The organism is Nocardia sp. NPDC049526 (genome assembly GCF_044465765.1).
GTDB lineage: Bacteria > Actinomycetota > Actinomycetes > Mycobacteriales > Mycobacteriaceae > Nocardia.
Genome location: NZ_JBITMA010000003.1, coordinates 514406 through 537989 on the forward strand (window position 1 = coordinate 514406; position 23584 = coordinate 537989).

Annotated in this window: 22 protein-coding genes; 9 read left to right on the plus strand and 13 right to left on the minus strand. The window is 65.3% G+C overall.

The window, feature by feature from the left end; genetic code table 11:
• Positions 1–31: 31 nt before the first annotated feature.
• From ACIBW7_RS11860 to ligD, 5 genes are all read right to left on the minus strand, one after another.
• Positions 32–958 (minus strand): ferritin-like domain-containing protein, encoded by a 927-nt coding sequence (locus ACIBW7_RS11860; protein ID WP_397046242.1) that lies wholly within the window; start codon positions 956–958, stop codon positions 32–34.
• A gap of 2 nt (positions 959–960) precedes the next feature.
• A complete protein-coding gene (locus tag ACIBW7_RS11865) occupies positions 961–1866 on the minus strand; it encodes an SDR family NAD(P)-dependent oxidoreductase (RefSeq protein WP_397046243.1) in 906 nt (301 codons plus the stop codon).
• A gap of 1 nt (position 1867) precedes the next feature.
• Positions 1868–2854, minus strand: coding sequence for an alpha/beta hydrolase (locus ACIBW7_RS11870; protein ID WP_397046244.1), 987 nt, complete (start codon positions 2852–2854; stop codon positions 1868–1870).
• Between the two features lie 211 nt (positions 2855–3065).
• Positions 3066–4022, minus strand: a complete 957-nt coding sequence (locus tag ACIBW7_RS11875; RefSeq protein ID WP_397046245.1) for a D-isomer specific 2-hydroxyacid dehydrogenase family protein — start codon at positions 4020–4022, stop codon at positions 3066–3068.
• A gap of 109 nt (positions 4023–4131) precedes the next feature.
• Positions 4132–5088: a non-homologous end-joining DNA ligase gene (gene ligD, locus ACIBW7_RS11880; RefSeq protein WP_397046246.1), complete on the minus strand. Its 957-nt coding sequence runs from the start codon at positions 5086–5088 to the stop codon at positions 4132–4134.
• 113 nt (positions 5089–5201) lie between these two features.
• Here ligD and ACIBW7_RS11885 point away from each other — a divergent pair, with 113 nt between their 5' ends.
• The 4 genes from ACIBW7_RS11885 to ACIBW7_RS11900 all read left to right on the plus strand — a co-directional run bounded on the left by ACIBW7_RS11885 (position 5202) and on the right by ACIBW7_RS11900 (position 7940).
• Positions 5202–5642 (plus strand): MarR family winged helix-turn-helix transcriptional regulator, encoded by a 441-nt coding sequence (locus tag ACIBW7_RS11885; protein WP_397046247.1) that lies wholly within the window; start codon positions 5202–5204, stop codon positions 5640–5642.
• Entirely contained in the window at positions 5639–7042 is a 1404-nt protein-coding gene (locus tag ACIBW7_RS11890; protein ID WP_397046248.1) for an MFS transporter, read from the plus strand. Before ACIBW7_RS11885 ends, ACIBW7_RS11890 begins: the two co-directional genes overlap by 4 nt.
• A 43-nt stretch (positions 7043–7085) precedes the next feature.
• On the plus strand, positions 7086–7667 hold the full coding sequence (locus tag ACIBW7_RS11895) for a hydrolase (protein ID WP_397046249.1): 582 nt from the start codon (positions 7086–7088) through the stop codon (positions 7665–7667).
• Between the two features lie 63 nt (positions 7668–7730).
• Positions 7731–7940, plus strand: a complete 210-nt coding sequence (locus ACIBW7_RS11900) for a hypothetical protein (protein ID WP_397046250.1) — start codon at positions 7731–7733, stop codon at positions 7938–7940.
• A 28-nt stretch (positions 7941–7968) separates the two neighbouring features.
• Here the strand turns inward: ACIBW7_RS11900 and ACIBW7_RS11905 are convergent, their stop codons facing one another.
• Together ACIBW7_RS11905 and ACIBW7_RS11910 are read right to left on the minus strand one after the other, a co-directional pair.
• Positions 7969–8127, minus strand: coding sequence for a hypothetical protein (locus ACIBW7_RS11905; RefSeq protein WP_397046251.1), 159 nt, complete (start codon positions 8125–8127; stop codon positions 7969–7971).
• 122 nt (positions 8128–8249) lie between these two features.
• On the minus strand, positions 8250–10373 hold the full coding sequence (locus ACIBW7_RS11910; RefSeq protein ID WP_397046252.1) for a RecQ family ATP-dependent DNA helicase: 2124 nt from the start codon (positions 10371–10373) through the stop codon (positions 8250–8252).
• A 208-nt stretch (positions 10374–10581) separates the two neighbouring features.
• Here ACIBW7_RS11910 and ACIBW7_RS11915 point away from each other — a divergent pair, with 208 nt between their 5' ends.
• Entirely contained in the window at positions 10582–11064 is a 483-nt protein-coding gene (locus ACIBW7_RS11915) for a hypothetical protein (protein WP_397046253.1), read from the plus strand.
• A 722-nt stretch (positions 11065–11786) separates the two neighbouring features.
• On the opposite strand, the gene ACIBW7_RS11920 is transcribed toward ACIBW7_RS11915, so the two are convergent.
• A complete protein-coding gene (locus ACIBW7_RS11920) occupies positions 11787–13010 on the minus strand; it encodes an RtcB family protein (protein ID WP_397046254.1) in 1224 nt (407 codons plus the stop codon).
• 168 nt (positions 13011–13178) lie between these two features.
• Here ACIBW7_RS11920 and ACIBW7_RS11925 point away from each other — a divergent pair, with 168 nt between their 5' ends.
• Positions 13179–13919 (plus strand): DsbA family protein, encoded by a 741-nt coding sequence (locus ACIBW7_RS11925; RefSeq protein WP_397046255.1) that lies wholly within the window; start codon positions 13179–13181, stop codon positions 13917–13919.
• Here the strand turns inward: ACIBW7_RS11925 and ACIBW7_RS11930 are convergent.
• Both ACIBW7_RS11930 and ACIBW7_RS11935 read right to left on the minus strand, forming a co-directional pair.
• Entirely contained in the window at positions 13916–14971 is a 1056-nt protein-coding gene (locus ACIBW7_RS11930; protein ID WP_397046256.1) for an amidohydrolase family protein, read from the minus strand. The genes ACIBW7_RS11925 and ACIBW7_RS11930 overlap by 4 nt on opposite strands.
• Before the next feature lies 1 nt (position 14972).
• Complete coding sequence (locus ACIBW7_RS11935; RefSeq protein ID WP_397046257.1) at positions 14973–16346, minus strand: glutamine synthetase; 1374 nt, start codon at positions 16344–16346, stop codon at positions 14973–14975.
• A 245-nt stretch (positions 16347–16591) separates the two neighbouring features.
• Here ACIBW7_RS11935 and ACIBW7_RS11940 point away from each other — a divergent pair, with 245 nt between their 5' ends.
• From ACIBW7_RS11940 to ACIBW7_RS11950, 3 genes are all read left to right on the plus strand, one after another.
• The gene (locus ACIBW7_RS11940) at positions 16592–20035 is read left to right on the plus strand and encodes a protein kinase (RefSeq protein ID WP_397046258.1); all 3444 of its coding nucleotides are present in this window, start codon (positions 16592–16594) and stop codon (positions 20033–20035) included.
• Positions 20036–20326: 291 nt separating this feature from the next.
• The gene (locus tag ACIBW7_RS11945) at positions 20327–20494 is read left to right on the plus strand and encodes a hypothetical protein (RefSeq protein ID WP_397046259.1); all 168 of its coding nucleotides are present in this window, start codon (positions 20327–20329) and stop codon (positions 20492–20494) included.
• Positions 20495–20652: 158 nt separating this feature from the next.
• Positions 20653–21840, plus strand: a complete 1188-nt coding sequence (locus tag ACIBW7_RS11950; protein ID WP_397046260.1) for an alpha/beta hydrolase — start codon at positions 20653–20655, stop codon at positions 21838–21840.
• A 225-nt stretch (positions 21841–22065) separates the two neighbouring features.
• Here the strand turns inward: ACIBW7_RS11950 and ACIBW7_RS11955 are convergent, their stop codons facing one another.
• The 3 genes from ACIBW7_RS11955 to ACIBW7_RS11965 are packed head-to-tail and all read right to left on the minus strand — an operon-like array spanning position 22066 to position 23564.
• On the minus strand, positions 22066–22281 hold the full coding sequence (locus ACIBW7_RS11955) for a DUF397 domain-containing protein (protein WP_397046261.1): 216 nt from the start codon (positions 22279–22281) through the stop codon (positions 22066–22068).
• Positions 22268–22477, minus strand: a complete 210-nt coding sequence (locus tag ACIBW7_RS11960; RefSeq protein ID WP_397046262.1) for a DUF397 domain-containing protein — start codon at positions 22475–22477, stop codon at positions 22268–22270. The genes ACIBW7_RS11955 and ACIBW7_RS11960 overlap by 14 nt, the downstream gene beginning before the upstream one ends.
• Positions 22464–23564 (minus strand): helix-turn-helix domain-containing protein, encoded by a 1101-nt coding sequence (locus ACIBW7_RS11965; protein ID WP_397046263.1) that lies wholly within the window; start codon positions 23562–23564, stop codon positions 22464–22466. The genes ACIBW7_RS11960 and ACIBW7_RS11965 overlap by 14 nt, the downstream gene beginning before the upstream one ends.
• Positions 23565–23584: the final 20 nt, after the last annotated feature.

Sequence of the window (23584 nt, forward strand, 5' to 3'; positions counted from 1 at the left end):
CTGCGCGATGCTGTATTCATCTCGTCCCTCGTCATGCCGCAGGCTCGTACGTGAGTTCCTTGGACCAGGTCGGCTGCGGGCGCAGCAGCCGCTTCGGTACCCGGGCGGTGATCTTGACCAGTGCGTCGGCCAGCAGGTGATAGGGGTGGCCGCGGTTGATCACCCAGCCGCCGTGCATCTTCACGATCTGATACATCGGCAGCCTGCGCGCGAATTCACTGCGCTCGCCGACATTCGCGTAGCGCTTCAGCGCCGCGTACAACTTCTCCTCGTCGACGCCCATCTCGACGATGTTGTCGCGCATCTTGTTCAGCAGCGGCACATAGCTCAGCACGCCGATGATGAACGTCGGCTTGGCCCACCCGCCCACCAGATCGATGAGCAGCTTGCGCATCTGTGCGTGGCCCAGCAGATCCATCACCGCGAAATCCACGGCCAGATGCCGGGATTCGTCGGCATTGATCTTCTTGAAGGCCTCCTGGCAGATCGGATCCTCGATCTCGTCCATGATGAACTTGATCAGTGCACCGTCGAGGGCGACCTCCAGCATCGGAATCACCGTGCCCAGGAACGACAGCGACATATCGTCGGAGTACTGGTCCAGGAAGTCGATGACCAGTTTGACGTTCACATTCGGCTGCGGAATCTCATCACCGTCGAGCATGCCCCAGCGCCGCATCAGGGCGAGTTCGGCATTGGCGTGCTTCTGCTCCTCGGCGTGGAAGTAGCGGTAGATCTCGCGCAGCGTTTCGGTCGGCGCCTTCTTCGCCATGGCGGCGAAGCCGCGCGCACCGACATTCTCGATCCACATCAGATCGGCCATGAACGGCTCGAGTTTGGCGTGCAGTTCGGGCGAAATCATTTCCGCGCCGGGGGCATCCCAGTCGATATCGGCCAGCGCCCATTGGCGATCCTTGATCTTGCGGAGCATGTCGTCGAAGTCCATACCGTTGGCCATGATCAGACTCCCGTCTTATCGGAGACCGGAGACCGGTCCGTGGTGGTCGAGTTCTCCTGTGGCAGTAGCCGATCCAGGAGTCCGAGGGCGTAGGTGTACTGGGCGGGGAAGTAGCGCTTGAGCCGCCAGATGAGGTGCGCGTCCAGTTGCGGCAGCACATACAGCTGCCCGCGGTCGTGGGCGTCGAGGGCGGTGCGCGCGACACTGTCGGGAGAGAAGCCGGTCAGGCGCATGAGGGTGTCGGCCAACCGGGCCGATTGCGGTGTGATGCGGCCGTCGCGAGCCACATTCGTCTTGACGAAGGTCGGGCACAGCACGGTGACCGCGACTCCGGTGCCGCTCATCTCGGCGGCCATGGTCTCCGAGAGCGAAAGCACCGCGGCCTTGGACGCGTTGTAGACCGCCATCGATGGTGCGGCAGCGAAGGCGGCCGCGGAGGCGACATTGATGATGCCGCCGCGGCGGGCGGCACGTAGTTGCGGTGCGAAGATCTCGCATCCGTGCACCACACCCCACAGGTTGATGCCGAGCGCCCACTCCCAGTCGTCGAAACCGATTTCGCCGACCGGCTTTCCGCCGATGCCGACACCGGCATTGTTGACCACCAGCGTGACCGGGCGTTCGAACAGCGATTCGGCGAAGCGCGCAAGCACTTCCACCTCCTCGCGCCGCGAAACATCGCAGCGGAACGCATGCGCGGCACCCGGATGACTGCGCTCGATGAGGGCGACTGTCTCATCGGCGCGGGATTCATCGATATCGGCGCAGATCACCTGTCCACCGCGTTCGGCGATTTCGAGTGCGAAGGCCCGGCCGATACCGCTGCCCGCACCGGTCACCACCGCGCGGGCGCCGTGGCTGCGCCGCGGACGGATGCCGATCGGAATGAGCCTTTCCAGTCCGAACATCTCAGCTCACCTTCTTCGTGACGGTTTGGGAAATCAGTGCGGTACGCAGGAATTCGGCGGCCCGATCCAATGCCTTGTCCGCCTCCGGAACCAGTAGCGGCAATGCCTGGAAGACGTGCACCTGGCCCGGCCAGATCTCGAGTGCGCAGTCGCCGCCCGCATCGCGCACCATCGCGTGCAGGTGTCCGGCGTCGGCGCAGAGCATTTCGGCGCCGCCCGCCTGGATCAGCAGCGGTGGCATGGCCATGCCCGGCGGAATTCGTAGCCGCAGGCGCGGTGCGTCCGCGGGCAGGTCGCGGGTGTAGGCGTGGGGGAGTCGGCCGGCCGCGCGGGCCGAGATGACCGGATCCCGTTGCCGCCGTTCCTGTTCGGCGGCCAAGCCGAGGGTGAGATCGATCAGCGGGGAGAACATCGCGACGGCGGCGGGTTGCGGCCGGGCGTGGCGGTCGTTCTCGATCAGCAGATCCAGTGCCAGATGCCCACCCGCGGAATCGCAGGCGATTACCAGGTCTTGGGCGGCGAAACCGCGGTCGAGCAGCCAGCGGTATCCGGCCTCGACATCATCGGCGGCGGCCGGAAACCGATGCTCCGGCGCGAGCCGGTAGTCGGTGAGGAAGACCGGCAGTCCGGTCTTCTTCGACAGTTGTGCGGCCAGGCCGCGGTGGGTGCGGGCCGAGCAGAGGACGTAGCCGCTGCCGTGGATGTAGTAGATGGCGCGCTGTCCGAAATCCACACCGGGTGCGCGGACCCATTCGCCGCGGACAGCTCCGGACCTGACCTGGACGACGGATATGTCACGCGGGGTCGGACCCGCCGTGGCCATGATCGTCGCGATCAGCTTGCGTGCGAACCACACTCCCGGTGCGTTCATGGGTACCGCATTGTTCAGCGGCCGCAGTCCGATCTCGCATGCCGCGGCAGCGAGTCTGGACCGTGCCGACGGCACCGTCGGAACGCCGGGGACCGAGGTCCTCGTTGACCTTGTCATGAGCTAAGCGTCAGGCATGAATGTGCCAGTTGTCAATGGCACATTCAAAACGGGCTTTTTGTGGCGCGGCCATTGTCGGCCAGGTCTCGATCAATCCGAAGGAATGCGGCGCTGCCCGTTCGGCCTTCGCGACAGGGTGCCGAAGGTCGCCGCGCACCGCGGTGGATCACCAGTGCGCGTAAAGCCGACACCGACCTGGGTCCTGGGTGGGTCAGTAACCTCGTTCGGTATCGATCGGAGCGAGCAGGTCGCGCCCAGTGGTGAAGCGCTGCACATTCGCTCCGACATGGTCCGCGAAAGCCGCGAGCCGCAACTGTGGGGGATTCGAATCATGCGGTGTGACAATGGCATTCGGCAGCACCCAGAGCGGGTGGCCGTCCGGCAGCGGTTCGGGATCGGTGACATCGAGACCGGCGCCGCCGATCGCGCCGGAGGCCAGTGCGGCCACCAGCGCGTCGGTATTGATGAGGCTGCCGCGCGCCACATTGATCACCCAGGAAGACGGCTTCAACCGGGCCAATTCCTCGGCCCCGACCAGGTGCTTCGTCTCGGGTGTCGCGGGGGCGGCGATCACCACGTGATCGGTGCGCGGCCAAATGCGCGCGAGATGTTCGGCCGGAAGGGTCTCGACGGTGTCCGGAATGCCGGGGCCGGTCACCGGGCGACCGGAGCGATTGACGGCGATGATGTGCGCGCCGAGTGGGACGAGCATGGGAATCAGAGCTCGCCCGATCCCGCCCGCACCGACGATGGTCACCGTCTTACCGTGCAATGTGCCGACATGCGGGAAGAAATCGTACTGTCGCCAACTTCCCGCCCGCAGGTGCTCCGGCAGATAACGCACTCCGGCGAGCAGCAGCATCAGTGCGTGCTCGGCCACGCTCGCGGCGAAAGCGCCTGCGGCGGAAGTGAATCGAACCTCCGGATGCCGAGCGAGAATGCCCGCGGTGAACCAGTCCTCGACACCGGCCGCGGGCAGCTGCACCCATTCGACGGACGGCGGCAACTCGTCCGGGAATTCGCCGGGCCCGCCCGCCCAGATCAAGGCACGAGCCTGCGGCAGATCCGCGACGGTCGCGCCGCCCTCGACGACGGCCTTGCGCAGTAACGTCGGCGGGGGCGTCGACGGGCCGATCGCGACCGGCACCGGAACCTCGGCGGGGCTCATGGACGACCTCCTGTCGCGGGCAAAACCACTGGCACGGCGCCTGCGGCTGCCTCTGCAGCGAACCGTAGCACCGGTGTCTTTTGTCCGGTCCGGGGCCACTGGGCTGCGGTCAGTCCTCGTCCAGGTCGACGTCCAGATTGTCGCGGTCGGCCCACTCCAGCAGCTGGTCGATGCGGAACACCGCGTCGTCGATGCCCTCGTGCAGATCGCCGAATTCGGCGAAGCGGGCGGGGACCGTCTTCATGGTGAAGTCGCGCGGGTCGACGTCGGGTATCTCGTCCCAGCGGATAGGGGTCGACACTGTCGCCTCTGGGACGCCGCGCACCGAATAGGCGGCGGCGATGGTGTGGTCGCGGGCGTTCTGGTTGTAGTCGACGAACAGCAGTTTCGGATCGCGGTCCTTGCGCCACCAGGTGGTGGTCACATCGTCGGGTGCACGGCGCTCGACCTCGTGCGCGAAAGCCAGCGCCGCTCGGCGCACCTCGGTGAAACCCCACTCCGGCGCGATGCGCACATAAATGTGCATGCCCTTGCCGCCGGAGGTTTTCGGCCAGCCGACCGCGCCCAGCTCGTCGAGCACTTCCTGCGCGACGCCCGCGACTCGCTGCACCCGCGACCACGGGCAATCCGGCATCGGGTCCAGGTCGATGCGCCATTCGTCGGGTCGTTCGGTGTCATCGCGGCGCGAGTTCCACGGATGGAATTCGACCGTGGACATCTGCACCGCCCAGATGACATCGGCCAGCTTGTCCACGCAGAGTTCGTCCGCGTGTCGGCCGTAACGCGGAAATAAGACGCGCACGGTGGGAATCCAGTCCGGCGCGCCGGCGGGAAGCCGCTTCTGATGCACCTTGTCGCCCGCGAGCCCCTTGGGGAACCGATGCAGCATGCACGGCCTATTCCGCAGCGCGCGGACGATGCCGTCGCCGACGCTCAGGTAGTACTGCACCAGGTCGAGCTTGGTCGCACCGGACTCCGGGAAGTAGATCCGGTCCGGGTTGGAGATGCGGACGGTGCGGTCGCCGACATCGAGTTCGACAGCGGGCGATGCGGACTTACTGGCCACCTGTCCGACGATAACGGCTCAGTGGGTCCGCCGCGCGCATCCCGCGCGATATACAGCTCTAACTGTGTAGTTGAAACTGTACAGTTGAGACTGAATAAATTAGAGTCGATGGTATGGACGAGAAGATCTCCGAATCGGCCGTCCGAGCCGCCAGTGAGGTGCGGGTGGTCGTCGGCAGGCTGCGGCGGCGCCTGCGCGAACTGGCCACCGATGACGACCTCACCCCCTCCCAGACGGCGGTGCTGAGTCGCTTGGATCGGGACGGCGCGGCATCCACCAGTGATCTGGCGGCGGCCGAACGGGTGCGGCCGCAGTCGATGGCGATGACCGTCGCGGCGCTGGATCGCTACGGATTCGTGGAGCGTCGTCCGGATCCCACGGACGGGCGCAGGCAATTACTGTCCCTGACCGATGCGGGCCGCGCGCGACTGACCGGCGACCGGCAGGTGCGTCAGGAGTGGTTGGCGCGCACGCTGCACGAGCGGTATACGGAGGCGCAGCGGCGCACCATCCTCGAGGCGCTCGCACTGCTGGACGATGTGGCGCAATCATGACGGCTGTCGAAGAGCGCTCCGAATCATCGACTGTTGCAGGGGGATTCGATCGCAGGCTGATCGCGCCGATGATTCTCGGCTCGATTCTGAATCCGATCAACTCCTCGATGCTGGCGGTGGCGCTGGTGCCGATCGGCAAGGCGTTCGGCGCGCCGCCATCGGAAACCATCTGGCTGGTGTCGGCGCTGTATCTGGCCACCGCGGTCGGGCAGCCGGTGGTCGGGCGGCTCGTCGACCGATACGGGCCGCGCACGCTCTATCTGCTCGGTACGGCTTTGGTCGGTATCGCGGGCGTACTCGGTGCCTTCGCACCGGGGCTCGGTGTCCTGATCCTGGCCAGGGTGCTGCTCGGCTTCGGCACCTCGGCGGCATATCCGGCCTCGATGTTCTTGTTGCGCAGCGAATCCGAGCGCACCGGTTCGCAGAGTCCGGCCGGGGTGCTCGCCGTATTGTCGATCGCCAATCAGGTGATGGCGGTGGTCGGGCCGACGCTGGGTGGGGCGCTGATCGGTATCGGCGGTTGGCGGCTGATCTTCACCATCAATGTGCCGTTATCGCTGGCTTGTCTTGCGCTCGGGCGGATGAGTTTGCCCAAATTGGCCGAACTACCCGCGAGCGTGCGGGCACGGCAGGGCGGTGGCGTGGATATCACCGGCATGGTGTTGTTCGCGGGAACGCTGGTCGCCTCGATGCTGTTTCTGATGAAACCAGCTGCCGCGCACTGGTATCTGCTCGTGCTCGCTGGTGTGGTGGGTATCGGATTCGTGCTGCGGGAGTTGCGCGCTGCCCAGCCGTTCATCGATCTGCGAGTGCTCGGCGGCAATGCGCCGCTGCTGGCCACCTATGGCCGTCAGGTGCTCGCCTTCGTCACGGCTTATGCCTTCCTGTACGGCTTTACACAATGGCTGGAGGAGGGACGGTCGCTGAGTGCGTCCGTGGCCGGACTGGTGCTTTTGCCGATGTCGTTGAGCGCCATCGCGATTACCGCGATCACCGGGCGGCGTCGCCAGGTGCGCGGCAAACTCGTCGCCGGTGGTCTGCTGCAAGTCGCGGCGTGTGCGTGCCTGCTGCTACTCGGTCCGCACACCGGGATCTGGCTGCTCATGGTGGTCGGTGTGCTGAGCGGTCTGCCGCAGGGACTCAACGGGCTCGCCAATCAGAACGCCCTGTACCACCAGGCCGATCCGGCGCGGATGGCGTCGTCGGCCGGATTATTGCGCACCGGAACGTATCTCGGTGCGCTGATCGCGGCCGCGGCCGATGCCGCGGTATTCCCGCACGTCGCGGACAGTGCCGGAGTGCACGAGCTGGCACTGTTGCTGCTCGTCGTCTCGGTGCTGCTGGTCCTCGTCACGCTCTCCGACCGCTCGCTCGCGCAGGTCGGACGCGACTCCGCCTGAACTTGTTATGTCCCAAAATAATTCAGCTAAGAAAGGGTAATTCATGCCGGTCACCACACTCGACGAACGCAGCGCCCTGGTCGTCATCGACCTCCAGCAAGGCATTGTCGCCGCACCGCGCCAACCGCATTCGGCCGCCGCGGTCATCGAGAATTCCGCCGCACTCGCCCACGCGTTCCGGGAGCACGGCCTGCCGGTCGTCCTTGTCCGCGTCTCGTTCGCGCTCGATGGTGCCGATCAGGTGAAGGGGCGCAATGAATTTCCGTATCCGGGCGGAAATCCGCCCGAGGGTTGGGACCGGATCGTGGACGAGCTCACCGGCCATCCGGAGGATATCCACGTCACCAAGCGCAACTGGGGCGCGTTCTACGGCACCGACCTCGATCTGCAACTGCGTCGCCGTGGCATCACCCAGATCGTGCTCGCCGGAATCGCCACCAGTATCGGCGTCGAATCCACCGCCCGCGCCGCGCACGAACACGGCTACCACGTCACCCTGGCCGTCGACGCCATGACCGACTCCGATGCCGAGGCCCACCGGCACAGCATCAGCAAGATCTTCCCGCGCCTCGGCGAAACCGGCAGCACCGCCGAGATCGTCGAACTGCTCGCCGCGACCCGCTGACCCGCGGCTTCGCCGGTTGTGAACACCGATGCCATCCGGAGCGAACGGGCGCACACTGGCGAGATGATGACCAAGCTGATGCGAGCGATTCGTCGACTGTTCGGCCGGGGCGCGCTGCCCGCAGGCGGTGGTCAGGGGCCAGGCGAGGCCGGTGGTGGCGCCGCGGGCGTCCGCGAGCCGCGCAGGCCGATACCACCGGACAACAGCCTGAGCGACACCTTGCGGATCGAGCCGGATCCGCCGACGCTTCGACTACCGGACGCGCGCCAGTAGGGCCCGTTCGGTGACCGAACGCGCAGGCTCAATCGAGCCCGCGCAGCTCCGGCATGGGTGGTAGCTCGGTGGTGTCGGCCATCGGGTCGATGCGCAGGTTGTCCAAGGATTCGAAGAATGCCTCGGCCGAGCCATACCGCGCTTTGACCTCCTCCAGCAGCCGCTTTGCGGGAAGGTTCGAGTACATACGCATATCGTGACCGATGATTCCCAGTCCGAAACGTAAGATAGCCAAATGTTCGCCAGTTTGTTAGTTACTAATTGGCAAACAGCGGATTTGCGGAGATGGGCGACCGCGAGCCAATCCGACTAGGTCTGGGTGGCGAGTGCGAACGGCAGCACTGCTGGTGCGCCCGCGTTGCGCAGGGCGTGCGCGGCCACGGTCAGCGTCCATCCGGTATCGGAGAGTGCGTCGACGAGCAGGATCGGACCATCCACCGAACTCAGGTCCGGAATCAGCCAGGAGTCGAACAGGCCCGCCACCCGATGTGCCGAGTTCGCGGCGGACACCGGCGGCCGGTCCGGACGCAGTTGCAAGGTACCGAGGTCACGCAAACGGCCGACTTCGGCGAGGCGGGCGGCGAGGGAGGCGGTGAGCACCGGATAGCGGTGCGATTCGAGGGCCATTACCGCGGTCGGGCGCGTCGTCCAATTCCATTCGCGCAGCACCGCGATGCAGGCGTCGAAGACCGCATCCGGAACCGGATCGTCGGGCGCGTCCAGCAGGGCGCGCAGGCGCTGACCCCAGCCGAGATCGGTGAGCCGACCCAGCGCACGTCCGGTCTCCGCACCGCTGGTGATCTTGCCGGACAACGGAATACCGAGTTTCGCCATGCCGGTCGGCCACTGCTTGCGCGGGGCGAGATCGAGGCCGGGACGGTCCAGCCGGGCGCGGGTCGCGGCGATGGCCGAGGAGTCGATGGTGGTGTCGAGGCGGGTGCCCGTGCAGTTGTCGCAGCGGCCGCAGCCGGGCGCGTCGGCCTCGAGTGCGGGCAAGCCGGGATCGTCGAGTTGGCGGCGCAGGAATTGCATCCGGCAGCCGGCGGTGCGCTGATAGTCGATCATCGCCTGCTGTTCGACTTCGCGGGCCGCGGCGAGACGTTCGTAGCGCTCGGTGTCATAGGTCCACGGCTGCCCGGTGGCGATCCAGCCGCCGCGGACCCGCCGCACCGCGCCGTCCACATCGAGCACCTTGAGCACCATTTCCAGTCGCGAGCGGTTCAGTTCGACCATGGGCTCGAGTGCGACGGTCGACACGGCCCGGTCGAAATCCAGTGCGTCGAGTACCGAGCGCACGATGTGTTCGCGTGGAAAGGCGACGGAGGCAAAGTAACTCCAGATCCTGGCGTCCTCCGGACCGGGCAGCAGCACTACCTCGGCACGATCGGTGCCACGACCGGCACGACCCACCTGCTGGTAGTAGGCGATGGGGGAGGATGGTGCGCCGACGTGCACCACGAAACCCAGATCGGGTTTGTCGAAGCCCATACCGAGCGCCGAGGTCGCGATGAGCGCCTTCACCTCGTTGTTCAGTAGTGCCGCCTCCAGCGCCTCGCGTTCGGCGGTATCGGTCTGCCCGGTGTAGGCGGCGACATTGTGTCCGTGCGAATTCAGCACGTCGGCGAGGTCGTGCGCGGCGGCGACGGTGAGGGTGTAGACGATGCCGGAACCGGCCAGCTTGTCGAGGTGTCCGCTGAGCCATGCGGTGCGCTCGACGGCGTCGTCGAAACGCACCACCGACATGTGCAGTGATTCGCGATCCAAGGTTCCCCGCAGCACCAGCGTGTCGGTACCGATCTGGGTGGCGACGTCGGTGACCACCCGATCGTTGGCAGTCGCGGTGGTGGCGAGCACCGGCACATCGGAGCCGAGATCGGCGATCAGGGTGCGGATGCGGCGGTAGTCGGGCCGGAAGTCGTGACCCCAGTCCGAGACGCAGTGTGCCTCGTCGATCACGACCAGTCCGGCGTCGGCGGCCAGTTTGGGCAATACCTGGTCGCGGAAGTCCGGATTGTTCAGTCGCTCCGGGCTGACCAGCAGCACATCCACCGCGCCCGCCGCCACCCGATCGTGGATCTCATCCCATTCGGTGACATTGCCGGAGTTGATGGTCGCCGCGACGACACCCGCCCGTTCGGCGGCCGCGACCTGGTTGCGCATCAGCGCCAGCAGCGGCGACACGATCACCGTCGGCCCGCGCCCCGCTCGCCGCAGCAGCTTGGCCGCGATGAAATACACCGCCGATTTACCCCAACCGGTGCGCTGCACCACCAGCGCCCGTCGTCGCTGCACGATGAGCGCCTCGATCGCCGTCCATTGATCCTCACGCAGTTGCGCTTGCGCACCCGCCAGGTCGCGCAGCAACTCCTCGGCCCGCTCGCGCAGGTCGGGAGAAGTGAGGTCGATCGGTGACGTACCGGCCGCGGTGGTCATGCGCTCCATCGTGCCTGATGGCACCGACATCGATACCGACGACCGTGCCGCGCGGTATCCGCTCAGGGGATCGAAGGTCCCGATCGTTACCGGTGGACATCGATATCTCCGGCGCCGCCAGGGCGGCCGAAACGGCGAAATAGCCCTGGGCAACCGACAATAGGATGAGACGATTGCTCCGCACCGTGGGACCGCGCAGGAGGCAGCCATGACCAACTACGAGCCGCCGCCGGGTTGGTCGCCACCCGGTGCCCAATTCCGCAGTACCGGTGGATTCGGGCGGACCGTTTTCGGCATACTGACCGGTCTGGTGGTGACGCCGGTCGGGATCGGACTTGCCGCGCACGCGGCGCTGGATACCCGGCAGTGGGTCATTCTCGGGTCCGCGGCAAATCGGGCCGGGTCGACGTTCCAGATCGTCGGCGGGGCGCTGCTATTGCTCTTGGTGGCCGCGCTCGCCGCGTACTCACCGGCGGGCACGGTGCTGGCCGGGCTGGTCTGGGGTGCGGTGCCGGGATTCGTGTACTTCTTGTTCCCGGACGACACCTGGCGGATCATTCACGACGATCTACCGATGTTGTCCGACGAAATGCGGTTAGCGCTGATCATCTGGGTGACGAGCGGCTACGCATTCATCCTCGGCGTGCTCCTGATCGGCGCTGGCGTAGCCGGGACGCTGCGGCGGCGCTGAGCGGACGAATTGCGGCTGCTCCCACCGCAATTCGGCTGCTGGTCCTTGTCTAGAAGGCTTCGGCAAGTCCCGCAATCTGTTCTCGGACCGTGTTCGTCAACCGACGTCGCGAAGTGCCGGAGCTTGTTGTGACGACCGTAACCCGTTGTACCGCAAAGTGTTCGATCTTATTGGCGATGTGGCGAAACATTTCGCGCCACTGTAACGGTAGGGCGACCTACTCCTCTTCATCGCGTATGACCTCACCCGATCGCCTCGATGTCTGCCGGACACGAACGACCCGACCATCCTGCACCACCAGATCGGTGTTATATCCGCGCGGTTTGTTGAGGTAGGTCAAGAATCTTTGACGAGGTAGCTTCGAACCGCCTGCGACGAACTTGTAGCCCGCGAGAACGTCTTCGGTACTCGACTGTCGTTTCGTCTGTCCAAGCAAAGCGACGAGCTCTGCCTCACTCATTCCGAGAACGACCTGCTCCGCACGGACAGTGTCCCTTTTCCGACCGAACATGATCCAAACCTCCTCCGTGGCCTAAGATCCCGGATCCGACCGTACTCGCACGGTCACTGGCAGGTCGACATTCCGGCGGATTCCGAATCAGCGGAAGTCGTGGGTTGGGCTCGTCAGCATGATGCGCGTCCATTTCAGCAGCGCGAACCGAATACACCGCCGCTCCACGATCTTCGCAACACCTGCGTGCGACGACCGCTCGGGAATCGCATCACCCCTTCACACACAGCACCTGACGCAACGTCGCGACGATATCGACCAGGTCGCGCTGCGCGGCGATGACCTCGTCGATGTCCTTGTACGCGGCCGGGATCTCGTCGACCACACCCGCATCCTTGCGCGATTCCACGCCCTCGGTCTGCGCGATCAGATCCGCGACGGTGAACTGCTTCTTCGCCGCGTTCCGGCTCATCCGCCGACCCGCACCGTGCGATGCGGACTGGAACGAAGCCGGATTTCCCTTGCCGCGCACCACATATGAGCGGGTGCCCATCGAACCCGGAATCAATGCCAGATCGCCTGCGCCCGCCCGCACCGCGCCCTTACGGGTCACCAGCATCGGCACACCCTCGATCTCCTCCTCCGCCACATAATTGTGATGACAGCTGATCGGGTCGTCGAAAAGCACCTCGCGCCCGGCGAATTCCGCGCGCACGGCACCGCACACGAGCGACAGCATGACCGCGCGGTTACGTGCGGCGTATTCCTGCGCCCAGGTCAGATCGCGCCGGTAGGCTTCCATTTCCGGTGTGCCGGAAAGGAATACGGCCAGATCGCGATCGGGTAGGTCCTGGTTGTGCGGCAGTGCGCGCGCGACCGTCATATGCCGTTCGGCGAGTTCCTTGCCGATATTGCGGCTGCCGGAGTGCAGCAGGACCCACACCGAGTCGTGCTCGTCCAGGCAGACCTCGATGAAGTGGTTGCCGGAGCCTAGCGAGCCGATCTGCTTGTGCGCCTTGGACTCCAGTGCCTGTACGCCCGGATTCAGCGAGCCGAACTCGGACCAGAAACGCGCCCAGCCACCGACGTGCTTGGCCAGCTCGCCATGTGAGGCGGCGAACTGCGCGCCCAGCTTCGCGACATCGACCGCATCCTTGTGCGACTGGAACCCCACCGGTACCGCCGCCTCGATGCGCGAGCGCAGCGAATGCAGATTATCCGGCAGGTCGGCGGCGGTGAGGTCGGTCCGCACGCTCTCCATGCCGCAGCCGATGTCCACGCCGACGGCCGCGGGTGCGACGGCATCGCGCATGGCGATCACGGAGCCGACGGTCGCACCCTTGCCGAGGTGCACGTCGGGCATGACGCGGACGCCGTGGACCCATGGCAGTTGCGCGATATTCCGCAGCTGCCGCAGCGCGGACTGCTCGATTTCGTGCTCGTTGGCCCACATGAGCGTCTGCGCCCTGGTGCCGCGCAGCTCGACGGGAAACATGGGAAGCGTCCTTTCTGCTTTCGGTCTGTTCCCCATCAACGCTAGATTCCCGCAGGTCCATGCGCACTTCATTATCGATGGTCAGTTACCGGACGAGCATGCCGCGCTCCGCAACCGCTATCGTGCGGGGCGGAAAGATTCGGCGAGCGAAAGCATGGTGAAACTACGGTGAGCATCCCTCAGGGTGGATGGGCGGGTCCACCGTCGGCGTCGCAGTCCAGCAACCGCGCCGTCGTCATTCTGGTGGCGGTTGCCGCAGTGCTGTTCGTCGTCGTGGGCGTTGTCGGCGTCGTTGTGGTGCAGAAGAGCAACGTCATTTCGGGTGCCGCGACGGCCGCGGGCGCCAGTTCCGGGACAACCCCGGCGGGTGTGACCGCCACCGGCGCGGTCCGCGTCGGCGATTCGAACGCGAAGGTCGTCGTTCGCGTGGTCGCGGACCTGCAATGCCCCGCATGCAAATCATTCGAGAAACGCAATGCCAAGACGCTCGAAGACGCCGCCAAGAACGGCACGGCAATCATCGAGTACGACGTCATCTCGTTCTTGGACCGCGCCTCCAGCACCCAGTACTCCTCGCGCGCCGCAAACGCGTCGTATTGTGTTGCTGGACAAGATCATTCGAAGTACCAGGGCTGGTTCGCCGCGATGTTCGAACAGCAGCCCGCCGAGGGCGGCAATGGGCTGCCGGACAGCAAACTCATCGAGATCGCCAAGAATGCGGGCTACACCGACCCGTCGGTTGCCCAATGCATTACCGATCGCAAATACGACACCTATCTCCGTGACAAAACCGAGCAGGTCCTCAACGGCGACGTCAACGCCACCCCGACCGTCTTCGTCAACGACAAGAAACTCGACTCCAGCCAGCTGTCCAACGGACTCGACGCCGCCATCGCCGCCGCACGCTAGGGGTAGGTGCGTACGGCATTTCCACGGGCGATCGCGATGACGAGCCCTTCGGCATCAGCGAGGGTGATGGCGTCGTCGGCGATCCATTCGTCCAGCAGGCGGCCGAGACCGCGCCGCCACAGCACTGCGCCGAGGTAGTGCAGCTCGGGGAGTCCGTAGCCGTCGGAGGAGTAGAGCATCGACCGGAACGGCGCGAGTTCGAGCGCTTCGCCGAGTACCGCCGAGGCACGTTGTCCCACGTAGGGGATTGTCAGGCCGAGGTCGAGGTGCACATGGTCGAAGGCGTGCGCGAGGTAGGCGGCATTGCGGTGGAAGGGCCAGCAGTGCAGCAGCATGACCGATAATCCGGAGCCCGAGGTGGCGTGCAGGAAGTCGGTGAGCAGCAGCGGATCGGTGTGCTGGAGCCGCAGATCCGTATCGCCGAATCCGGTGTGGAACTGCAGCGGCAGGCCGAATTCCGCTCCGATGCGGGCACCGAGTCCGACCAGCCAGCCGAGCGTCGCCGGATCGGTGAGGCGCAGTTCGTGGATGATCGTCGATGGCAGGGCATCGGTGACGGGAAAGTTCAGACCGTAGCGGTAGGCCACGATCGTCTTGAGGCCGACGGCATTTCGGGCCCGACCGCGCAATGTGGTTTCGATATCCTCGAAAGGCATTGTCGCGATGCTGACTTCGGCGATTACCTGTTCGGCTACCTGTTCGAGCCGGACGATCTCGCGCACCTCGCCGGGGGCGACCGCGGCGAATTCCGCTCGGCCACCGCCGAATCCGGTATCGAGAAACCATCGTGTGGTGCCGGAGGCGCGCAGCAGGCGGGTAGTCGCCGCACGCCAACCGAGTTCGGCCCGGCGCGCCAGATACCTTTCCGGATCGGCATGCGGCTCCAAGTCGAGAATCGGTGCGCACCAACGTCTTACGGCAAGGCCAATAGCAGAATCGAATGTGCCGTGCGCCCCTTCACCGAGCAGTCGCTCGAAGCCGGGACGGTCCAGATCCGCGGCGACGACGCCGTGACAATGGTGATCGGTGAGTGCGACACCATCGGTGAGCACGCTAGAACCGCCAGCGGGTCATCTCGATCACCTTGGCCGGGCTGATATCCCGATAGCGTTCGGCCTCGGCGCGGCGCACGGTGAGCAGCGCGTCGTGCAGTTCGACCCCGAGTGCCTCGGCAAGCACCTTGGAGTCGGCGAGTGCGTCGGCGGCCTCCATCGAACTGGTCGGCAACCGCCGCACACCCGACAGCATGAGTTGTTCCGCATCGAATCCCATTGGATCGCCGGTGATTTCGGCGGGTAACCGCAGTTCTTCGGCGATACCGGCGAGTCCGGCGGCAATGACCGTACCGACGATCAGATACGGATTGCCGGTCGCGTCGAAACATTTGACCTCGGCATTGGCGGCCCATTCCTCGGTGCCCTGCACGCCGGTGATGAAACGCAGCGCCGCCTCCCGTGTCTCCCGGCCCCAGCACTGCCAGACCCCGGCCCACCGTGAGGGTTGCAGCCGGAGGAAACTCGCCGGATTGCCCGCGCCGATCGCTACCAATGCGGGCAGTTCCCGCAGCACACCGGCCAGGAACGCCTCGCCCGCACTGCGCATGCCGTAGGGTCCGTCGCCCTGCGCCAAGAGCGGTCCTTCGTCGTCGTGCAGCGAAAAATGCAGGTGCGCACCGGAACCCGCACCGTTGGGCTCGATACACGGCGCGAGCAGCGCGCGCCAGCCGTATTGCGCGCTCACCTGCCGGATGGTGTGCCGCACCAGGATCGCGTCATCCGCGGCAGCGACCGGATCATTGGGTGCGACCGACAATTCCAGTTGCGACAGCGCGTACTCCGGATGCAACTGATCGACAGCGACCTCCTGACGCTCCAACGCCGCGACGAGATCACTGGCGTACTCGCCCACCTGACTCAACCGGATCAAACTATAGGCCGGTCCGAATACCGCTGGGACGAAATCGTTTTCGACATCTCCGCGCCCGACCGACCACTCCGTCTCGAATGCCATCGACAGCCGCAGACCGGCATTCTGCGCGGCCTGTGCCTGCCGGGTCGCGAAGGCGCGCTGGCAGGCGACGAAGCGGGTGCCGTCCTGGGTGAACTTATCGGCGGGCGCCCAAGCCCACCCCGGCTGACAGGCGAGTTCGGTCAATCGCGACAGATCGGGAATCAGCCGCAGATCACCATCGGGCCCTCCGAGATACCGCCCGACCGACATCAGATCATCGAAGGTGAACGTCTCGAAACAGGGCGACACTCCGATCCCGAATTTGGCGGCATGTGCCAACCGCCCCTTCGGCACCGTCTTCACCCTGGTTATCCCGGCATTGTCCACAAAAGTCAGGGCAACCATATGGGCCTCGAGGTGCCCGATCAACGCATCGTGGGCACCCTCGGCCGGTATCCGATCCGGCATGGTGGGCATGAGTCCCAAGATAATCCGCCCTCGCCCGCTTCGGGACGGACTCGGCCTACCTCGTCGCGCTGCGGCCAGTTCGGCGGCTCGCCCGCTGTCCCTGTCGTCGCGGCTTATGATCGACTTGTCGGGACCAGCTGGTTTTCGCCTCGAGAGGTAAGTACATGAGTCGCTCGTGGTGCGGTCGGAGTGCCAGGCCGCCGCAAACGCGCGAATTTCCGGGAAGTCCGCACCTGTGATCGGGTGAGCGGTCGGTGTCCGACGGTAAGGCCGAGGGGACGCAACGCGACCTGACTTTCGGCATCGCAGCGGAACTGGCTGCGGCCGGGTTCGCCGATGCCCAAGAGATCGGCCGCGGCGCATTCGGCATCGTGTACCGATGCACCGAGTCCGCACTCGATCGGGACGTGGCGGTCAAGGTTCTCGGATCCACGGTCGACGACGAGGACCGGATCCGCTTCCTGCGTGAACAACGAGCGCTGGGGAAGTTCTCGACCCACCCGAACATCGTCCAGGTGCTGACGACCGACGTCACCCCGACCGGCCGGCCGTTCATCGTGATGCCCTTCCACCCCAGAGGCTCACTCGACGCGCGGATTCGCGCGGACGGCCCGTTGCCGTGGCAGGAGGTATTGGCCGTCGGCGTGAAGCTGGCGGGCGCGCTGGCGACCGCGCACGCCTGCGGTGTCATCCATCGCGACGTCAATCCCGCTAACGTGCTGATCAGCGACTACGGTGAACCGCAGCTGGCGGACTTCGGTATCGCGCGCGTCGGCGGCGCGTTCGAGACAGCGGCCGGGCTTGTCGCGGGGACCCCGGCCTACACGGCTCCGGAGGTAATACGCGGCGAACCTCCGACGGTTCTCTCGGATATGTATGGGCTGGGTGCGACGCTGTTCGCGGCTCTCACCGGCCACGCCGCGTTCGAGCGCCAGGCGGGCGAGTCGATGGTGGCGCAGTTCGTGCGCATCACCTCCGAACCTGTCCCTGACCTGCGATCTGCCGGGGTACCGGCAATGGTGTGCGCCATCCTGGAAGCCGCGATGGCCGCCGACCCCGCTCTCCGCCCGGCCACTGCCCAGGACTTCGGTGAACGGTTGCGCACCGCGCAGTTCGCCTGCGGGCTGCCGGTGGATACGATGGCCGCCCCGGAGCATGACGGATCCGTCGAAACGGTGTCGGTCGCGGGCGGTCGGCCGATCTCGTCGACAATGTCGGCCGCCGCAATCGCGTTGCCGCCGCAATCGGCCCCGAAGACCCGGTTCCGTCCACCGACGACGCTGCGCCGGCTGGTGAATCGCCCGCGGTTGCTGGAGACCTTACGGGAGGGACAATCCAAGCGGCTGGTCCTCATTCATGGCCCCGCCGGTTTCGGCAAGAGCAGCCTGGCCGCACAGTGGGCGCACGCCCTCGACGTGGTCGGCATCCGGGCTGCCTGGCTGGCGATCGCGGAGGACGACAACAATGTCGTGTGGTTCCTGAGCCACTTGGTGGAGGCGATTCGCCAGGTTCGTCCCACGCTGGCGATCGAACTGGCGCAGATTCTCGAGGAGCATTCCGCCGCCGCGGCGCAGCAGGTGATGACGGCCCTGATCAACGAGATCGACGACAGTGCGGAGCCCGTTGCCGTCGTGATCGACGATTGGCACCTGGTGACCAGTCCGGCGACCCTCGCCGCGATGGAGTTCCTGCTCGACAACGGGGGCGACCACCTGCGATTGATCGTCACCAGCCGCACTCGCACCGGTCTTCCACTGGGGCGCATGAGCGTTCAGGACGAACTGGTGGAAATCGACGAGAGCGCACTGCGCTTCGATTCCGGGGAGACAACGGATTTCCTGGTCGGTGCGAAGAGATTGCACCTTTCCGACGCCGACGTCGATCGGCTGCGCGAGTCGACGGAGGGCTGGGTGGCGGCGTTGCAGCTCGCCTCACTGTCACTGCGCGGCAAGGAGGATCCCGGGGGCTACCTGGACCAGATCACAGGGCAGCACTACGCCATCGGCGAATACCTGATGGAAAACGTCGTCGGCGAGCTAGAACCGGCGATGCTCGACTTCGTCATTCGGACCGCCGTCACCGACACCATCTGCGGAGATCTCGCGGAGGCGCTGACCGGAGTGCGGTCCGGGCAGGAGCAGCTCGAGGAGGTGCGGCGCCGAGACCTGTTCCTGCGCAGCGTCGATGACGAGCTGCGGTGGTTCCGCTATCACGCGCTCTTCGCGGACTTCTTGCGCCGCAGACTGATCCGGCAGCATCCCGGCTTGCTCGAACAGCTCCATCTGATCGCGTCGACCTGGTTCGCGGGGCACGAAATGCTCACCGAAGCCGTGGATCACGCACTCGCGGCCGGCGCCGCCGAGCAGGCGAAACAGCTGGTGCAAGAACACGCCGACACGCTGATCGAAGATTCCCGCATGGCCACTTTCCTAGGCCTGGTGAAGAAGCTGCCCACCGAGATCACGGTTGCCGATCCACGGCTGCAACTGTCGGTGGCCTGGGCCAACATCTCGCTTCAGCGTCCCGCCGCCACCCGGACCGCGCTGGAACGCGTTGACGCGGCACTGGCAACCGCCGCACCGGACGATCCCGGGATCGCGGATCTGCGCATCCAGGCCGATGTGACGCGAGCCGCGGAATATCTTGTGACGGACCGGTTCAAGGATTTCCCGGATGCCGCGGTGGCATGGCTGCAGCGGTCGGTACGACCGTTCTTCGCCAGCGTCGCGGCCACCACCGCGGAAGCGGCCGCCTACTATCGTTTCGATTTCGCGGGTGCCCGCCGCTGGCACGCATGGGCCGAGCCCTACCGGACCCGCATCAATGGCCCGGCGGGCGTGGTATATGGCGCCTGCATCGCCGGCCAGGCTGCCGCCGAACAACTCGACATCGCCGGAGCCGAGGAGCTCTTCCGCTCCGCGTTCACCCTCGCTCGGAATACCGGCAGCCAATCCTACGCGACCAGGATGGCCAGCGGCCTGCTCGGCGAATTGCTTTACCAGAAAGGGGAATACGCCGAAGCCGCCGAGCTGCTGGCACTCGGTCCCGGCGTCGCGACCGGCGCCATGGAATTCCTGGTCGCCGCCTACGGGACCGGTGCCAGGCTGGTGGCTATGCGCGGTGACCTCGATGCTGCACGTCGACGGTTGGACGACGGGCAAACGGTCGCGGAGCACATCGCTCTGCCACGGCTGACCGCCCGCATTGTGAACGAGCGGGTACGACTGGGTCTGCCGATCACCGACGAAGACCGGCAGACACTCGAACACCTACCCACCTACCAGCGGCAACCGAACCACCCACTCGCGGTCACCGCCGAACTCACCCACGAGTCGGCCATTCGTCTCCTGCTTGCCCAACAGTCACCGGCCGCCATCGAGCGCGGCGTCGCCGCCGCCGAACAGATCGTCGCCGAAATCCGCACCCAACCTCGCCCCCGCGCGCTTCTGCAGGCCCAATTGCTATACGGCGGTTGCCTTTCCGTGGCCGGACGCACCGAACAGGCGATTGCCTGCCTGACTCCGGCACTTTCTCGGTGCGCCGAACTCGGTCTCGTCCGGATGGCCGTGGACAGCGCCCCCGCGATCGGTCCGATCGTGGAAACCCTGCTCGCTGCCCCAGAGGCATCCGGCCAGCCACCTCGGCCTTTCCTGCGACAGATCCTGAACGAGATCCACTCCGGAGAGCCGAAACAGTAACGACCTCAGATCCATTACGTGTCGAACCGAGGTTGTTGACCCCGATCGCTTCGGGGAGCTGTTACGTGATGGGCGGGGTCGACTCGCCGTCTTGCACGCCTGCCGCGAATGCATCCCATTCGCCAGGAGTCGGATTACCGGTCGCATCGAAACACTTGACCTCGGCATCGGCCGCCCAGTCCTTTTTGCGCGTGCAGATGCGACGCGATATCGCACAGATTCGGTTTATCAAACAAGGCGAGGGGGCTTGTGGTGACATCACTCGCCGCAAGAGCGACATAGAAAAAGCCGGTGACGGTTGCCACAGGCGTAGGTGTAGTTGGGGTCGTTGTCCTCGCGGAATTGGCGGATGGTGTTGTCGAGGCAGCTCTGCAAGTGGGATTGGAGGAGTTGGGGGCCGGCGGGGTCGTCGCGAAGGACATTGTCGTTGTGGCGCAACAGGTATCGGCCATCGGGTAAGCCCATGGTGTGGAGATCGCGGGCCGTGGTGGGACGGCGATCGGTGGCGGGCTCGGGCACACGGCGCCGCCAGCATCATCCAAACACCCGCGACAACTAAAGCAGAATCAATCCGCCCAGCAGTGAGAAAAGTAGCTTTGTGATCTTTACTTAGCGGTGTGTCTTGCTATCTCGGAGAACCCGCAGCACGGTCGGTCAGCGTCGGCGTACGGACCAAAGGGGATGAATTACCCGAAAGCTCCGATATCGGACTCGAGCGTCCAGCGTGGTGGGCCGCGACGTTGCGGGTTGCCGGCGAGGTTGCCTCGGTAGTGTCGGTAGTGCTGCTGGCCGTCGGCACGGCTGTTGCCGAGGCGCCTACGTCGGGCCCGGACCTCGGCCCGCCGGGCGGATATCACGCTCCCGCCGAGAGCGGCACCGGTTTTCCTGCCCAGCCGGTCATTACCAGGATCGAGCCGATCACCGACCGTTGGCTGAGGGTGTCCGTGCAATCGCCGTCGATGAACCGGGTCGTACAGGTGCAGATGCTGCTCCCGGCCGACCGCAGCCGGCCGCGACCCACCCTGTACATGCTCGACGGGCGCGGCGCTCCCGAGAACGCCAGCAGTTGGACCGAGTACGGGCACGCTGTGGAGTTCTTCGCCGACAAGAACGTCAACGTCGTGCTGACCACCGGAGGGCCCGCCAACCTCTACACCGACTGGCAACGCCGAGACCCCGTCCTGGGCACCAACAAATGGGAAACCTTTCTCACCCGCGAACTGCCCCCACTGATCGACGCCCAATTCGAGGGCAACGGGCACAAGGCAATCCAAGGCGTGTCGATGGGCGGCGAGGCCGCGATGATGCTGACGATGCGCAACCCGGGCGCCTACCGGGCGGTGGCGGCCCACAGCGGCTGCTACAGCGTCGCCCCAGGGGCCGGTCAAGCCCAGGCCCGCGCGATCGTGAAAACCTACGGCGGCGACCCGGACAACATGTTCGGGACCGTCGACGATCCCGACTGGCTCGCCCACGATGTCATGACACACGCGGAAGCTCTGCGCGGCACCGCAATCTACCTGTCCAGCGGCAGCGGGATTCCGGGTGAACACGATATCTCCGGCGAGGTGGACGACCTCACCGACGCCATCACCGTTGGTGGCCCCCTGGAAGCAGGCGCGTACGCATGCCTCGCCAAGCTCTCCGATCGGCTGGCACAACTGCGGATTCCCGCGACGGTGAACCTGCGGCCCACCGGCACGCATTCGTGGCCGTATTGGGCCGACGAATTGGTCCGGTCCTGGCCGCTTATCGCCCACGCGCTCGATATCGACACGTCGTTCTCGGCTGCGGACCACAAGTAGGGCCGGTACACGCCTCATGTGGTCGGGCTCGTAATAGCCGAAGCATTCCTATGTCGCGGACTGGATGACCGCCGGAGTGGCAGCGGCGGGTCGACGTACGCATCTTCGAAGCGTCTCTCGCCACTGCTCAGTGGTCGATCTGGATACGTTGGGCTGAAAACCTAACGGCCTCAGTCCATTACGTGTGGGACTGAGGCCGTTGACTGTGGTCGGGTAGGGGAGTTGTTACGCGGTGGGCCGGGTGAACTCACCATTTTGCATGCCTGCGGTGAAGGCGTTCCACTCGCCAGGGGTGAATATCAGTGCTGGGCCGGTTGGGTTTTTCGAGTCTCGGACGCCGACTCTGTCTCTGTCGAGCCATGCCACCTCGACGCATTGGGCGCTGCCTTCGCTGTAGCTGCTCTTGAACCAGTTCACCCCGGATAGTTCAGCGTTGATCACTCTTGTGCCCCTTTACTACCTGGGTGAAGGCATCCCACTCGCCGGGAGTGAATACCAGTGCTGGGCCTGTCGGATTCTTCGAGTCTCGGACGCCGACTCTGTCTCCGTCGAGCCAGGCCACCTCGACGCATTGGGCGGCGCTTTCGCTGTAGCTGCTCTTGAACCACGTCACCTTGGATAGGTCAACGTTCACCACGCTCGTGCTCCTTCGCCACCTGCCGCAGCAGGCTTCTGCTTTCTACCTCGCCCAGACAGGTGTCCTCGATGGCTGTAGCAAGGTCGACATAGTGCCGAACTTCGTCGGGCTTTTCGAGGTACACGTCCTGAGCAGCTCCGCCTTCAATGAATACCACGGTGGGTTCGACGGGGTCCCCTGTGGCGGTTCGGTCGAAGTCGAGGATGATGAACGAGCCACGAGGTATTCCCCACGTCAGCCCTGCGCTGTACGGCTGAATTCGCAAGGTGATGTTGGGCCGCTTCGACATCTCGGCGAGGTGCCTCAGCTGAGCGGCCATGATTCTCGGGCTGCCGATCACCCGGTAGAGCACCGAAACGTGTAGCAGAACGTTCATGTGGACAGGATTCGTTCTACGAGTGACTAGCGCTTGCCGTTTCGTTCGATGTTCGACGCGCCGGTCGACGTCCTCGGGGCTGGTGAATCCGGGCAACGCGGCGATGATCGCCCGTGCGTAGTCACTGGTCTGGAGCAGGCCGGGAATCGATTGCTCGTGGTAGGTGGTCAGCCGACGGGCAGCCGCTTCGAGTCCGACGTACATGTTGAATGCATTGCCATAGAGGCCGCCGTATACGTGGTACCAATTCTTGGACCGGGCCTGGGTCGCGAGATCGACTGCGGCGCGGGTGTCTTCGCGTCCAACGTCGTACACCTCGCATAGCGCCTGCACATCCTGCCTCTGGACCTTCTGAATCTGTCCGGTCTCGATGCGCTGCAGCACGGCTCGCGATAGGTCGACCAATTTGGCGGCTTCGGCGATGGTGAATCCGGTTGCTTCTCGACGGTCGCGAAGGAAGCGTCCGAGCTGGCGGCGCGGCAGGGTCGACGATGGGCCATCCTCTTCGGTGCTGGTCACGGGGGTCTCCTGGAATCGAGTCATGTCGGATCGGAAACTGAGCCTGTTTTCATCACGGAACCGAGTTCTGTTCTGGCGCTTTGGAGCAATCGCAATCGAGTTCTCGCTTCTGCTGGTCGCGAGCAGTTGCTGATGCTGTGCTGTGGACGGCGTTCGAGATGAGAACTGATGCGAGACCTGCTCGGCCGCCACCCACCGTAATCCATCGATCG